The organism is Phyllobacterium myrsinacearum, from assembly GCF_014138285.1.
Lineage (GTDB): Bacteria > Pseudomonadota > Alphaproteobacteria > Rhizobiales > Rhizobiaceae > Phyllobacterium > Phyllobacterium myrsinacearum_A.
The window spans coordinates 1,441,248-1,454,808 of sequence record NZ_JACGXN010000001.1 but is presented as its reverse complement, the minus strand read 5'-3'; the positions used below and the strand labels follow the sequence as shown (position 1 = coordinate 1,454,808).

The following is a 13,561-nucleotide window of genomic DNA, read 5'->3' as shown; positions in this document are numbered from 1 at the left end:
CAATGACGGCACCTCATCACAATTTGCGTGACATGACAAGAACGTTAGGAGAACGTTGCGGTGGGGCCGATGATCGCCCTGCGCGCCTTTGTTCGATATTATTGAAGCATGGAACGGGAGCGGTGCCGTTAGCGCCGCTTGGCCTCTACGGCATCCCAGAAGAGCGCAGCGATATCGGCGCCGCCAAAGCGTTTCACTTCCCGCACACCCGTCGGCGAGGTCACGTTGATTTCCGTCATGTAGTCGCCGATCACATCAATGCCGACAAGGATGAAACCGCGTTCACGCAGGGAGGGGCCGATTCGTGCGCAAATCTCGCGTTCGCGTTTCGTCAGTTCGGTCTTCTCGGCGCGACCGCCCACATGCATGTTGGAGCGTGCATCGCTTTCCGAGGGTACGCGATTAATCGCGCCAACGGGCTCTCCATCGATCAGGATGATGCGCTTGTCGCCGGCCCGCACATCCTTGAGGTAGCGCTGGGCAATGATCGGCTCGCGGAACATCTGGCCAAACATCTCCAGCAGCGATGTCAAATTGCGGTCGCGATCAGCGAGATGGAACACGCCTGCACCGCCATTGCCATAGAGCGGCTTGAGGATGATATCGCCGAACTCCTTGCGGAATGCCATGATCTCCTGCGGATCCTTGGTGATCAGCGTATCCGGCATGAGATCGGGGAATTCGGTGACAAAGATTTTTTCCGGGCTGTTGCGCACCCAGGCCGGATCGTTGACGACGAGCGTTTTTGGATGAATACGCTCAAGCAGATGCGTCGTCGTGATATAGTTCATGTCAAACGGCGGATCCTGCCTGAGCAGCACCACATCCATCTCCGAGAGGTCGCGTGAAACCTGCTCACCCAGCGTGAAGTGGTCACCCTCGATATCGCGAACCTTCAGCTCCTCGACCCGCGCGCGAACTACGCCGTCGCGCATGCTGAGGCGATCCGGTGTATAATGATAAAGTGCGTGGCCGCGGGCTTGCGCCTCAAGGCACAGGGCAAAGCTGGTATCGCCTGCGATGCGGATCGAATTGATATGGTCCATCTGGACCGCGACTTTCAATGCCATGGAACGTCCCCCGATAGGATTAGGAGTGTTGACATGGCGATGTCACGTTCAACGGTCAAGGTCAATCCTGCAGCACGATCAAGATATTGTGGAGGGCAACATATCGTGGAGAGGTTGTATCCCGGCCTTTCGGCAGGGATACAGGAATTTGTATCAGAGCTTGGCCATGCAGATATTGGTATGACCGGCACCGACAAAACCCAGACGGTTTGCAGCGCCTTTGGAAAGATCGATCACACGGCCCTTGATGAATGGGCCACGATCGTTGATGCGCACGACGATCGACTTGCCATTGCGCTGGTTGGTGACCTTCACCTTGGAGCCGAAAGGCAGAGTGCGGTGAGCGGCGGTAAGGGCGGATGGGTTCATGCGTTCGCCAGAGGCTGTCTTGGAATGAAGGGCGTACCAGGAGGCGCCCCCGCAGGCGGAACCGGCATTTGCCGAAACGATACCAAACATCAAGAGAAGCATGGTTGCAGTAAGTACCTTACGGATACTTGCAATGGAGACCATATTGAAATTCGCACTTTAAAACGGCCCGCGGCAGGAATAGCCAGACTGAAGACGCACGCATAAAAATGATCCTGGGCAAGTAGATCATCACGTGAGTGAGTGAGCCCTTCTATTTTGGGTAAATGTGGCCTCGAGGTGGCTCGAAAGGGAAATATCGTTGAGCAAATCCTGAAAGATGAGCCAAGTCATTCAAAAAATTTGTCTTATTATGACTCAAAACGTGATCGAAGATGCTTTCATGATTGGAACTATTGCGGCCGTTCCCTGTGAAATATGGCGGTAATGTGATGAATACTGAACGAAAACCTAAACGAAGACTCTGAAATCAAGCTTTTGAGGGCAGAAGAGTTAACGAGAATTAAGAACTGGAAACGAAAAAAGCCCCGACACGTGAGTGTCTGGGGCTCTTTGAATCCAGCAGTCGGTGAGGGTCAGAGCGACGGATCGGCGTCCAGAGCATGAATGATACCGCGCAATTCTGCCAGACCACGCAGGCGGCCGATAGCGGGATAGCCCGGCGTGACCTCCTTGTTCAGGTCATCCAGCATGCGGTGACCGTGATCGGAGCGGAAGATGATGCTGTCGGATTTGTCGCGCTTGCGATCTTCAGCGATCAATTCCTTCAGCACGGCGACCATATTCACGTCGCCCTCCAGATGCGCTGCCTCATGGAAGCTGCGGCCATCGCCTTCCCGTGTCGTTGCGCGCAAATGCGAGAAGTGGATGCGCGAGGCGAAGCGGCGGGCGATTTCAGGCAGATCATTATCGGCGCGAACGCCGAGGCTTCCCGTGCAGAAGCACATGCCGTTGGCCGCCGATGGAACCGCGTCGAACAGCGCGGCATAATCGGCTTCCGTCGAGGCGATGCGTGGCAGGCCGAAAAGCGGACGGGGCGGATCATCCGGGTGGAGCGTCAGCTTGACGCCGAGATCATCGGCAACCGGTGTCACGGCTTCGAGAAATTCGATCAGGTGCTGACGCAGTTTGTTGGCATCAATGCCTGAATAGGCTTCCAGCTTGTCGCGGAAGGCGGGAATGGTCAACGGTTCGGTGGTTGAGCCGGGCAGCGCGCTGGCAATATTGCGCGTAAGATCGGCGATTTCCTGCCCGCTCATCTCGGCATAGAGCCCGGCGGCGATATCGCGATCCACCTGCGAATAAGCGGCTTCCGCATTCGTGCGCTGCAGGATGTGCAGGTCGAAAACGGCGAATGTGTTGTGGTCAAAGCGCATCGCGGTCGAGCCGGTCGGCGTGACATAATCAAGGTCGGTACGGCACCAGTCGACAACAGGCATGAAATTGTAGCAGATGACACGGATATCATTGGCAGCCAGTGCCTCCATGCTGGCGATCCAGGCAGCAATTTCATGCTTCGCTGCACCGCCAAGGCGTTTGACAGCATCGGGAATCGGAACGCTCTCGACCACCGACCAGGTCAGCGGGATGCGCCCTGCGGGAGTTGTCTCGATGAGCGACTTGCGTTCATGCACTTCTTTTTCGGTCCAGGCTCGGCCGATCGGTACTTCGTGCAGCGCCGATACGATATCGGTTGCTCCGGCCTGGCGCACATTGTCCAGCGTTACACCGGCTTTTGGCCCAAACCATCTCCATGCCTGACGCATTCAGTCCTCCGTCATTGTCTTGTAATCGCCGGGCTCAGACGAATGAGCCCGGGTGGCTTTTTCTCAGTTCATCAATATCGGGAATGACGGCATTCAAATGCTGCTTCATCGCCGCGCAGGCGGCCGGTACGTCATGATTTTCGATGGCGTTGCGGATAATCTTGTGTTCGGTAAGCACGTGCTCCATGCGGCCGAGAGCCGGCAATGTCATGCGGCGCGCCCGGTCGATCTGCACTTTCACCGGTTTCAGATAATGCCAGATGCCGGGATGGCCGGAAATGCCGGCAATCGCCTCGTGAAAGGCTTCATCGGCTTCGTGGAATGCACTCATGTTCTGACGGTCGGCAAAGAACTGCTGGCGGGCGAGAATTTCGTCCAGCCATTCTACGTCCTTGTCGGTGGCAATGGCTGCTGCGCGTTCTACAGTCGCGCCCTCCAGCGCCTGACGGATCACAACAGCCTCCGGGATCAGCGCAACCGGGATGCGGGCAACAAAGGTGCCTGACTGCGGAAAGACATCGACCAGCCCGTCCTCCACCAACCGAATCAGCGCCTCGCGCACGGGCGTACGGCTGACGCCGAAACGCTCCGTGAGAACTTTTTCGTTGAGGGCGGTTCCGGGCGTCATCTGCATGGAGACGATGGACGCATGCAGCTCGCGGTAAATTGCCGTTGCCGTAGTCATGCGCCCGGCAGGGGCGCCACGTGCGCCGGATTTGGCGAAACGTGCCGCATTGTCGCGTGCGGAAGTGGCGGGTTCAGCCAGCGTTGCCACGGCCAAACTCTTTTCTCCCTGGTTCTGTGCTGCCATTCCAGCGCTCCATTTGCTGCATCACGGATGAATCTGCCCTCATGAATGGTAGAATTCCGCGCGAAATCATAGTGCCAAAGCCGTGAAGGAAACAATTTCAGGGCACGTTGATCCAGTTGACATACTAATATATTATTATTTACTCTTCGCCAAGATCGCAAAAGCCGAATGTTCACAAGGCAGACAGAGAAGCATGGGCGACACGAAAAGCACCCCCCGGGACGGTTAATTTCAGGGCTCAGTGCCGATACAACCGTATGATGTAAGCGCCAATGCCGAAAATGACAGCAAGGACCGACAATGCCTCTCCATCCAGATCGACTTTTCCCCATCGAGGCAGATGCCCGTTCCATTGCAAGGCGCCTTTTCGCCGATGTCGAACATCTGCCTATCATTTCGCCGCACGGCCATACGGATCCGCTCTGGTACGCCCATGATGAGGCTTTTCCCGATCCGGCCAGCCTGTTTGTAAAGCCTGATCATTATATTTTCCGCATGCTGTATTCTCAAGGCGTCAAGCTTGAGGATCTGGGTGTGCCACGTCGCGATGGCGAACCGGTTGAAGCCGACGGGCGCAAGATCTGGGCCCTCTTTGCCAAGCATTGGTATCTGTTTCGCGGCACGCCCTCGCGCCTTTGGTTCGAGCATGCCATGGAAGCGGTTTTCGACATCACCGAGCGGTTGAGCGAGGGCAATGCGGATCAGTTGTATGATCGCATTGCCGACAAGCTCGGCGATCCGGCGATGCGCCCTCGCGCGCTCTACAAGCAGTTTGGTATCGAGGTGATCTCGACGACCGATGCGGCGACGGATGATCTCGCGGCGCATGATATCATCCTGAAGTCGGGTTGGCAGGGCCGCGTGGTTCCCGCTTACCGGCCCGATGCCGTGATTGATGCATCCCGTCCGGATTTTCGCGCCAATGTGGAAAAGCTCATTGGCCTTGCCGGGACATCGCTCACCTATAAGGGCTATCTCGAGGCGCATCGCAACCGGCGAGCCTACTTCAAGGCGCGCGGCGCCACCTCAACCGATCACGGCCATCCCAGCGCGCGTACGGCCAATCTCTCCGTCACCGATGCCGCCGCTTTGTTTGAGCGGGTTTTGCGTCCCGACGTATCCGATGGGGATGCCGATCTTTTTCGTGCCCAGATGCTGACCGAGATGGCGCGGATGAGCATTGATGACGGGCTGGTCATGCAGCTCCATCCGGGTTCTTTCCGCAATCACAATTCGAGAGTCTTCGCCGGCTTCGGCCCTGATAAGGGGGCGGATATTCCGCGCTCCACCGGCTATGTCGAAGAGCTTAAGCCGTTGCTCGATGCTTTCGGCAACAATCCGCAACTGACGCTCATCCTCTTCACGCTGGATGAAACCAGCTATAGCCGCGAGCTGGCACCGCTTGCCGGGCACTATCCTGCCCTGCGGCTTGGTCCGGCATGGTGGTTTTATGACAGTCCGGAAGGCATGCGCCGTTTTCGCGAACTGACGACCGAGACGGCCGGTTTCTACAACACCGTCGGTTTCAACGACGACACACGGGCCTATCTTTCCATTCCAGCCCGTCATGACATGGCCCGCCGGGTGGATTGCGCTTATCTCGCCCGGCTGGTCGCCGATCATCGGCTGGACGAGGATGAGGCGCACGAGATTGCCCATGACCTGAGCTACCGGCTGGCCAAACAAGCCTACCGTCTTTGAAACAGAACAGGCGAGATTGCCCGATGGCTCAAACTGACCAGACATATCTTTCCTCAGCAGCCCTGCCGCAACTCGCAGACGGTGTTGCAACGCCGGACTACGACCGCAGCGAGGTCAAGACCGGCATTGTTCATCTTGGCATCGGCGCGTTTCACCGCGCCCATCAGGCTGTCTATACGGACAGCGTGCTTGCGTCAGGGGATACCAGATGGGGCATTCTGGGAGCATCACTGCGCAGTGCCGATACACGCGATGCACTGAAACCCCAGGATGGGCTCTATACAGTGGCTGTCCGGGATGGAGGCGGCAGCAGCTACCGCGTTATCGGTAGCATCGGGAATGTGCTGGTCGCGCCGGAAAATCCGCAGGTCCTGCTGGCGGCCATGAGCGATCCGGCAGTGAAGATCGTCTCGCTGACGATCACGGAAAAGGGTTATTGTTATTCGCCTGCCTCCGCATCGCTGGACGAGAATCATCCCGATATCGTGCACGATCTTGCCAATCCGGCGATGCCGCGCTCAGCAATTGGCTTCATCGTCGAGGCATTGGCCCGGCGGCGCGCCGATGACACCGAGCCCTTCACGCTTCTGTCCTGTGACAACCTTCCGGCCAATGGACAGACCCTGAAGCGGGTCGTTACACGCTTTGCCGAACTGCGCAATGCGGAACTGGGTGCATTCATCCGGGATGCCGTGGCCTTTCCTTCGACGATGGTGGACCGGATCGTGCCTGCAACGACCGATGCGGACCGCGACGCTGTCACTCGGGATACCGGGCTTGCCGACCGCTGGCCGATCATGACGGAACCGTTCAGCCAATGGGTGGTGGAAGACCATTTTCCATCGGGCCGGCCGGCCTGGGAAAAGGTCGGTGTCACCTTTGTTGCGGATGTCGACGCGTTTGAGCTGATGAAGCTGCGCCTGCTCAATGGCAGCCATTCAACACTGGCCTATCTCGGTTATCTTGCCGGACATGAAACCGTATCCGACGCCATGGCTGGAGAGGGCTTTGCCGCGCTGATTGAACGGATGATGGATGAAGAAATCACTCCGACCCTGCCGGTGCTCCCAGGCTTCGACCTCGGCGCTTACAAGGAAGAGCTGCGGGAGCGGTTCCGTAATCCGGCGTTGCGGCACAGGACATGGCAGATCGCCATGGACGGTTCGCAAAAGCTGCCGCAGCGCCTGCTCAATACCATTCGTGTGCGGCTGGAGAAGAACGCGCCCTTCGACCGTCTGGCCTTGGGTGTCGCCGGCTGGATGCGCTACGCCACCGGGACGGATGAACGCGGCAATCCAATCGATGTCCACGACCCGCTGACCGATGAGTTCAAAGCCCGCACCGCTGGCAAGACGTCGGCACCGGCTCTTTTGGAAGCCTATCTCGAAATGGGCCAGATTTTTGGCAGTGATCTGCCGAAAAGCCCAGAGTTTCGCGAAATTGTCGGCAAGGCTTTGGCAAAATTGATTGAACAGGGTGCGGCCCGGACAGTGGCCGGGCTTTGACAAGGGGCGAAAGCGCTTGCTATCTGAAACTGATAGATTAATATATTAAGCTATCAAAAATGAGTGGCTGGAGGATGGCCACCGATCGCTAAACCGGGAACAATTGGGAGGAAGACAATGATCCGCATCACGCGTAGGCAAGCCATTGGTGGTTTGGCCGCTCTGGCAACACTGCCGGCGACACGTCTCTTTGCGCAGGGGAAACTGGCATTGCCGACATCTCCGGTTGCGCTCAATATTGCCGATGTCGCGGGTAATCTGGCCCTGACGCAGAAGGCCATTGAGAACTATGCCGCTGCCAAGCCTAACCTCGTTTCCAAGATCACCTTTACCAAGGCTCCGGCCCCCGAGCTTCCGGGAAAGCTGAAGGCGCAGCAGGCGGCCAACCGGCTTGATATTGATCTGGTTCTGACCGGTACCGATGCCCTGTCCGCTGGTCTGGATCAGGGTCTGTGGGTCAAGCTGCTCCCGGATCATTCTGCTTCCCTGCCGGATCTGAAGGCGATCTATCAGGAACCGGCACACCGCATGCTGGCGCTGGGCAAGGATCACGGTGTCGTCGTGACCTATTATCCCTCCGGTCCGCTGCTTGAATATATGCCGGAGCGGGTCAAGAAGGTTCCGACAACGGCCGAAGAGCTTTTGGCCTGGGCCAAGGAAAATCCGAACAAGTTCCTCTATGCCCGCCCGGCCAACTCTGGCCCGGGACGAACCTTCCTGATGGGGCTGCCTTACCTGCTCGGTGACAGCGATCCGCATGATCCGGTCAAGGGCTGGGACAAGACCTGGGCCTATCTGAAGGAACTGCACAAATATATCGAGTATTACCCGACCGGCACCGGCGCGCTGATGAAGGAACTCGGCGAAGGCACGCGCGACATGACAGTCTCCACCACCGGCTGGGACATCAATCCGCGTGTGCTCGGCGTCGTGCCGAAGGAAGCGGCCGTTGCGCCACTGAAGGGGTTCCATTGGGTCGCCGATGCGCACTACATGTGCGTGCCGAAGGGCATTTCCGATGAAAAGCTCGCCGTGCTGCTCGATCTCATGAGCTTCCTGCTTACTCCGGAACAGCAGGCCTATACTTACGATCAGGGCTATTTCTACCCCGGTCCGGCAGTCAAGGACGTGCCGCTTTCCATGGCACCGAAGGAAAGCCAGGATGCTTTGGCCGAATTCGGCCGCAAGGAATATGCCGACTGGATTGCCAACAACCCGATCGAGGTTCCACTCGATCCCTCCGCCATGGTTGTCGCGTTCCGCCGCTGGGACGAAGAAGTCGCCGGCAAGAAGCCCTGATTCATAAATACAATAGCGCCGTTCGGGGAAGCCCGGACGGTGCGCAATTATGAGGTATCCGATGCTGCTGGCGTCATCGCCATTCCAGGAAATTCGTCTTGACCGCATGAGCCGTGCCTTTGGTTCGCATAATGCGCTCAAGGACGTCTCGCTTTCCATCCGCAAGGGCGAGTTCATCGCTTTGCTGGGGCCATCCGGTTGCGGTAAATCCACCGCACTCAATTGTATTGCCGGTTTGCTTGCCACAACGGGCGGCGGTATTTTCATCGATGACAAGCGTATCGATACGCTGAAACCCGAAGATCGCGGTTTTGGCATGGTGTTCCAGAATTATGCCCTGTTTCCGCATATGACCGTGCGCCAGAACATCGGTTTCGGCCTGAAGATGCGCAGTGTCGCCAAAGCCGAAATCGACAAGCGCGTCGAGGAAGCCCTTAATCTGGTGCGTCTTCAGGGGCAGGGACATAAATTGCCGGGCCAGCTTTCAGGCGGCCAGCAGCAGCGCGTGGCGATTGCCCGCGCCATTGTCATCGAGCCGCCGCTGGTGTTGATGGATGAACCCCTGTCCAATCTGGATGCCAAACTGCGACTGGAGATGCGTGCCGAGATCCGCCGCATCCATAACCAGCTCGGCGCAACCACAATCTACGTCACCCACGATCAGGATGAGGCCCTGTCGCTGGCCGACCGTATCGTTGTCTTGCGCGATGGCGAGATCCGGCAGGTCGGTGTGCCGAGTGATCTCTATGAGCGGCCGGACCATCTCGATGTTGCGGAGTTCATGGGATATCGCAACCGTCTTACCGGAAAGGTTGTATCTGTCGACGGAGCGCGCGTCAGCGTTTCCGTTGGCAAGGCGACATTGAGTGGCACTGCCCGCGACAGTCTGAAAGTCGGCGATGCCGCCGTTGTTGCTGCCCGTGCCGATGATGTGGAGGCGGGCCAACACTCGGAACATACAGTGGAAGCCGTGGTCGAGACCATTGAATATCGCGGCCGCGAATTCGTCGGCACTGCCCGCACCGTCGAAGGGTTGGAACTGGTGTTCCATGCACCGCAGACGGCAGCGCTCGGCAGTTCCATCTGGCTCGCAATCGATCCGGCGCGCGCGCTGGTCTTCGGGGCGTGAGGACTGCCATGGCCGTCTCCTCTCCTCCCGTCTATAACAGGTTGTCCCTGCGCCAGCGCCTCGCCTTGCGGGGCATTGACGGCGTGACGATCCTTGTTCTTCCGGCTGTGCTGTTCCTGCTGGCGGTGTTTGTCTATCCCTTCATTTATGGGCTGGTTCTGTCCTTCACGCCCAAGGAAGGTGGGATGTTTGCCAACTATCAGAAATTCTTCTCCGATCCCTTCCTCTACGATACCATCCTGACCACGCTCTGGCTTGCAGTTCCCGTGACAGTGATCAGTATCGCCCTGGCGCTGCCCATCGCCTTCCGGGTGCGCCTGATGACCCGCCAGCGGCTGCTGACGACCATTCTGGTTCTGCCCGTGACGCTCGGCACTGTGCTCGTTGCCGAAGGGCTTTTGAATTATCTCGGGCCGCAAGGCTGGTTCAGCCGTACCCTGATGCTGCTCGGGATGATCGACCGGCCATTGAAGCTTACCAACAACTACTGGGGTGTCTTTTCCTCGCTGATCATCACCGGTTTCCCCTTCACGTTCCTTCTGACACTTTCCTATGTCACCGGCATTGATCCGGCGCTGGAACAGGCGGCCGCGACGCACGGCGCAAAGAGCTGGCAGCGCTTCCGTTTTGTCCTTCTGCCGCTGCTGATACCGGGGTTGGCTATCGCCTTCTGCCTGTCCTTCGTGCAGGCTTTTGCCGTGTTCCCTTCAGCGGTCCTGCTGGGTGCTCCGGCGGGTCCGACGCGGGTCATCTCCATCGCAGCCTATCAGGCCGCCTTCGAGCAGTATGATTATTCCATGGCATCGGCCATCGCCATGATCATGGCAACCGTACAGCTCACTATCGTCGTGGCGATCCTTGCCATTCGTAATCTCTTCTATCGCGGCTCGACCGCCGGCGGAAAGGGCTGACCATGATCCGCGATACAACCATTGGCGCAAAGCTCTGGATCACCGCTGTCTGGGTGATCGTGGCTTTCTTTATCATCAACCTGCTGGCGATGATCGCAACCGTGGTCATCTCCTCCTTCGGAACCCGCTGGCTCGGCACGTGGCTACCTGCGGGCTGGACGACGAAATGGTATTTTACCGCCTGGGCGGAATTCCAGCTCAGTGACGTCCTGATCGTCACGTTCCAGATCGTGTTCACGGTGGTTGCCTTGTCAGGCCTGCTGGGTGTTACGGCCGCCTATGCCCTGGCACGGCGCGAATTTCCCGGCAAGAAGCTCATCATGCTGCTGTTCCTGCTGCCCCTGCTGGTGCCGCCGATTACCTTCGGTATCCCGCTGGCGACGGTTCTCTATCAGGCAGGGGTCGGCGGTACGTTCTGGGGCGTGGTTCTGGCCAATCTCGTGCCGACGGTTCCCTTCGTCATTCTCGTGATGATTCCGTTCATTGAGCAGATCGATCCCAAGGTGGAGGCCGCCGCACGCGTCTTCGGTGCAGGTACGTTCCGTCTGTTCCTGCACGTGCTCATGCCGATGCTGCTGCCTGGTATTCTCGCCGCACTGCTGCTCGTTCTCGTGCGCACCGTGGCGATGTTCGAGCTGACCTTCCTCACGGCCGGCCCGACAAGCCAGACGCTGGTCGTCGCGCTGTACTATTCCGTTTTTGCGTCAGGCGTGCGTGCCGTGCAGTCCATCGATGCCATGGCCGTGGTTTACATGGTGACGACGCTGGTCTGGCTGCTGATCGCACTGCGCTTCGTTAATCCAACGCAGATCGTCGCCCGGGCCAAGCAGCAGCAATCCGCTGCCTGATCTTTTAGCCCTGCATATGAAAACGGGAGCCAATGGCTCCCGCTTTTTTGCCGGTATGAACGCTTGAACTACATCGTCGCGCCGATCTGCCAGGGCACGAATTCCGCATCGCCGTAGCCGAGCAATTCGGACTTGCTGCGTTCACCCGAAGCCACCCGCAGAACCTGCTCGAAGATTTCACGGCCCTTGTCTTCGATCGACACGCCGTCGAGCACGTCGCCGCAGTTGATATCCATGTCCTCGATCATTTGGGTGTACATGGGGGTGTTGGTGGCGAGCTTGATCGATGGCGTCGGCTTGCAGCCATAGGCTGAACCTCGACCGGTGGTGAAGCAAAGGATATTGGCGCCGCCAGCCACCTGTCCCGTGGCTGAGACGGGATCGTAGCCGGGCGTGTCCATGAACACGAGCCCATGGGCCGTCACCGGCTCCGCATAGCCATAGACCGCTTCCAGCGGCGTGGTACCTGACTTGGCCACTGCGCCGAGCGATTTCTCCAGAATGGTGGTCAATCCGCCTGCCTTGTTGCCGGGAGAGGGATTGTTGTTCATCTCCATCTTGTTGCGGGCGGTGTAATCCTCCCACCAGGCAATGATGGATTGCAGCCGTGTCACCGCTTCCGGATTGGAGGCGCGTTCGATCAGCAGGTGTTCGGCTCCGTAAATCTCCGGCGTTTCGGAAAGGATGGCCGTGCCGCCTTGCTTGACGAGAAGGTCGACCGCCGCACCCAGAGCCGGATTGGCTGTGATGCCAGAATATCCGTCGGATCCGCCGCACTGCAGCGCCAGCATCAATTCCGATGCGGGAATGGTCTCGCGCTTCACATTGGCCGCTGTCGGCAGCATGTCGCGCACGGCGGCAATGCCGGCTTCCATGGTCTTGCGCGTGCCGCCCACTTCCTGAATGGTCAGGCTGCGGAATGTATCGCTTTCAACGAGATTATAGGCTTCCTTCCAGCGGCCGATCTGGAACCCTTCACAGCCAAGGCCGACCATCAGTACGGCGGCAATGTTCGGATTGGTGGCATAGCCCCACTGGGTACGTTTGAGCACCTCATACCCTTCACCCTTGACGTCGAGCGCGCAGCCGCCGCCATGTACCAGCGGAATGATGCCGTCGATCATCGGATAGTCGTCAAGCAGTCCCGAGCGTTGCACTGCTTCGGCAATGAAGCGGGCGACCGAGGCCGAACAGTTGACCGAGGTCAGAACCCCGATGTAGTTGCGTGTCCCTGCGCGTCCATTGGCCCGGCGAAATCCCTGGAAGGTGGCCTGCTGCTCGATCGGAAGGATGCCGTTGGAATGGGTTTCGTGACGGCTATCCGGCTGGCGGACAAAGCTGCTGAAATCGAGATTGTGTTCATGCACCCATTCGCCCGGTGCGATGGACTTCGACGCCGAACCGATGATCTGGCCGAATTTGCGCACGGGTTCCCCCAGCGCAATAGGCTTTGATGCGAGTTTGTGGCCGCGGGGCACACGGTCTTTGACGGTCACATCCTCCACATGCTGGCCAGCCTGAAAGGCATCCACCGCCACGATCACATTATCGGTGGAATGCAGCCGCAGATGGCGTGGGGAAATGAGCGTGTCCATGAAAGTCTCCTGGGTAGACTAATATATTAATTCGCCAGACAAAAGGTTGCAATGTGTCAAGGTGACCATAAAGGCTTGATTATCAGAAACCGACGCCACCAACCCCGGTGAGATTGCGCAGATAGAGTGCAAGCGCGATCAGGGCGACAGTCACGCCTATGCCGGTCCAGTCGATCTGCTTCGCGCGAACACTGTTTATGATGCTGTAGATCAGAAACAGGACAAGAACGAGCAGTGCAAGAATAATGATGACCCGGATCATGCGCCGATACTCCACTGAAACCTTTGGGGCCAGTGTACCGCATGTCGGCGAACTTGCGAAAACAGATTTGGAAGCGGGTGCACGCACACCGGCGGACGGCACAATGGCCGTGCCGGAAAATACGGGTCTTTAAAGGGAATGGTGCCCAGAAGAGGACTCGAACCTCCACGCCTTGCGGCACACGGACCTGAACCGTGCGCGTCTACCAATTCCGCCATCTGGGCAGCGGGGTCTCATGTAAGGGGCGGGCGGAACTCTGTCAATCCATTTGTCGGGTATTTATCGACCTAATATC

13 protein-coding genes and 1 tRNA gene are annotated in these 13,561 nt (G+C 58.2%); 7 read left to right on the top strand and 7 right to left on the bottom strand.

The window, feature by feature from the left end:
• Nucleotides 1-128: 128 nt before the first annotated feature.
• The 4 genes from gshB to FHW16_RS07175 all read right to left on the bottom strand — a co-directional run bounded on the left by gshB (nucleotide 129) and on the right by FHW16_RS07175 (nucleotide 4,016).
• Entirely contained in the window at nucleotides 129-1,070 is a 942-nt protein-coding gene (gshB, locus tag FHW16_RS07190; protein ID WP_182548402.1) for a glutathione synthase, read from the bottom strand.
• Between the two features lie 153 nt (nucleotides 1,071-1,223).
• Complete coding sequence (locus tag FHW16_RS07185; RefSeq protein WP_175540577.1) at nucleotides 1,224-1,541, bottom strand: septal ring lytic transglycosylase RlpA family protein; 318 nt, start codon at nucleotides 1,539-1,541, stop codon at nucleotides 1,224-1,226.
• A gap of 473 nt (nucleotides 1,542-2,014) precedes the next feature.
• A complete protein-coding gene (uxuA, locus tag FHW16_RS07180; RefSeq protein ID WP_182548401.1) occupies nucleotides 2,015-3,205 on the bottom strand; it encodes a mannonate dehydratase in 1,191 nt (396 codons plus the stop codon).
• 34 nt (nucleotides 3,206-3,239) lie between these two features.
• On the bottom strand, nucleotides 3,240-4,016 hold the full coding sequence (locus tag FHW16_RS07175) for a GntR family transcriptional regulator (protein WP_182548400.1): 777 nt from the start codon (nucleotides 4,014-4,016) through the stop codon (nucleotides 3,240-3,242).
• A 300-nt stretch (nucleotides 4,017-4,316) separates the two neighbouring features.
• On the opposite strand from FHW16_RS07175, the gene uxaC reads away from it, so the two are divergent.
• The 6 genes from uxaC (at nucleotide 4,317) to FHW16_RS07145 (ending at nucleotide 11,409) form a co-directional block, all read left to right on the top strand.
• On the top strand, nucleotides 4,317-5,717 hold the full coding sequence (uxaC, locus tag FHW16_RS07170; protein ID WP_182548399.1) for a glucuronate isomerase: 1,401 nt from the start codon (nucleotides 4,317-4,319) through the stop codon (nucleotides 5,715-5,717).
• A 23-nt stretch (nucleotides 5,718-5,740) separates the two neighbouring features.
• Entirely contained in the window at nucleotides 5,741-7,222 is a 1,482-nt protein-coding gene (locus tag FHW16_RS07165) for a mannitol dehydrogenase family protein (protein WP_182548398.1), read from the top strand.
• A gap of 120 nt (nucleotides 7,223-7,342) precedes the next feature.
• Nucleotides 7,343-8,521, top strand: a complete 1,179-nt coding sequence (locus FHW16_RS07160; protein WP_182548964.1) for an extracellular solute-binding protein — start codon at nucleotides 7,343-7,345, stop codon at nucleotides 8,519-8,521.
• A gap of 61 nt (nucleotides 8,522-8,582) precedes the next feature.
• Complete coding sequence (locus FHW16_RS07155; protein WP_182548397.1) at nucleotides 8,583-9,650, top strand: ABC transporter ATP-binding protein; 1,068 nt, start codon at nucleotides 8,583-8,585, stop codon at nucleotides 9,648-9,650.
• An 8-nt stretch (nucleotides 9,651-9,658) separates the two neighbouring features.
• Nucleotides 9,659-10,561 (top strand): ABC transporter permease, encoded by a 903-nt coding sequence (locus FHW16_RS07150; protein WP_182548396.1) that lies wholly within the window; start codon nucleotides 9,659-9,661, stop codon nucleotides 10,559-10,561.
• Between the two features lie 2 nt (nucleotides 10,562-10,563).
• Entirely contained in the window at nucleotides 10,564-11,409 is an 846-nt protein-coding gene (locus tag FHW16_RS07145; RefSeq protein WP_182548395.1) for an ABC transporter permease, read from the top strand.
• 68 nt (nucleotides 11,410-11,477) lie between these two features.
• Here the strand turns inward: FHW16_RS07145 and FHW16_RS07140 are convergent, their stop codons facing one another.
• Nucleotides 11,478-13,004 (bottom strand): UxaA family hydrolase, encoded by a 1,527-nt coding sequence (locus FHW16_RS07140; RefSeq protein ID WP_182548394.1) that lies wholly within the window; start codon nucleotides 13,002-13,004, stop codon nucleotides 11,478-11,480.
• An 82-nt stretch (nucleotides 13,005-13,086) separates the two neighbouring features.
• Nucleotides 13,087-13,266, bottom strand: a complete 180-nt coding sequence (locus FHW16_RS07135; protein WP_182548393.1) for a hypothetical protein — start codon at nucleotides 13,264-13,266, stop codon at nucleotides 13,087-13,089.
• Here FHW16_RS07135 and FHW16_RS29065 point away from each other — a divergent pair.
• Nucleotides 13,265-13,399 carry a hypothetical protein gene (locus FHW16_RS29065; RefSeq protein ID WP_281410092.1) on the top strand — a complete coding sequence of 45 codons (135 nt, stop codon included), beginning with the start codon at nucleotides 13,265-13,267 and terminating at the stop codon, nucleotides 13,397-13,399. The two genes, FHW16_RS07135 and FHW16_RS29065, sit on opposite strands and share 2 nt — an antisense overlap.
• A gap of 6 nt (nucleotides 13,400-13,405) precedes the next feature.
• On the opposite strand, the gene FHW16_RS07130 is transcribed toward FHW16_RS29065, so the two are convergent.
• A tRNA-Leu gene (locus FHW16_RS07130) sits at nucleotides 13,406-13,490 on the bottom strand.
• Between the last annotated feature and the right edge of the window lie 71 nt (nucleotides 13,491-13,561).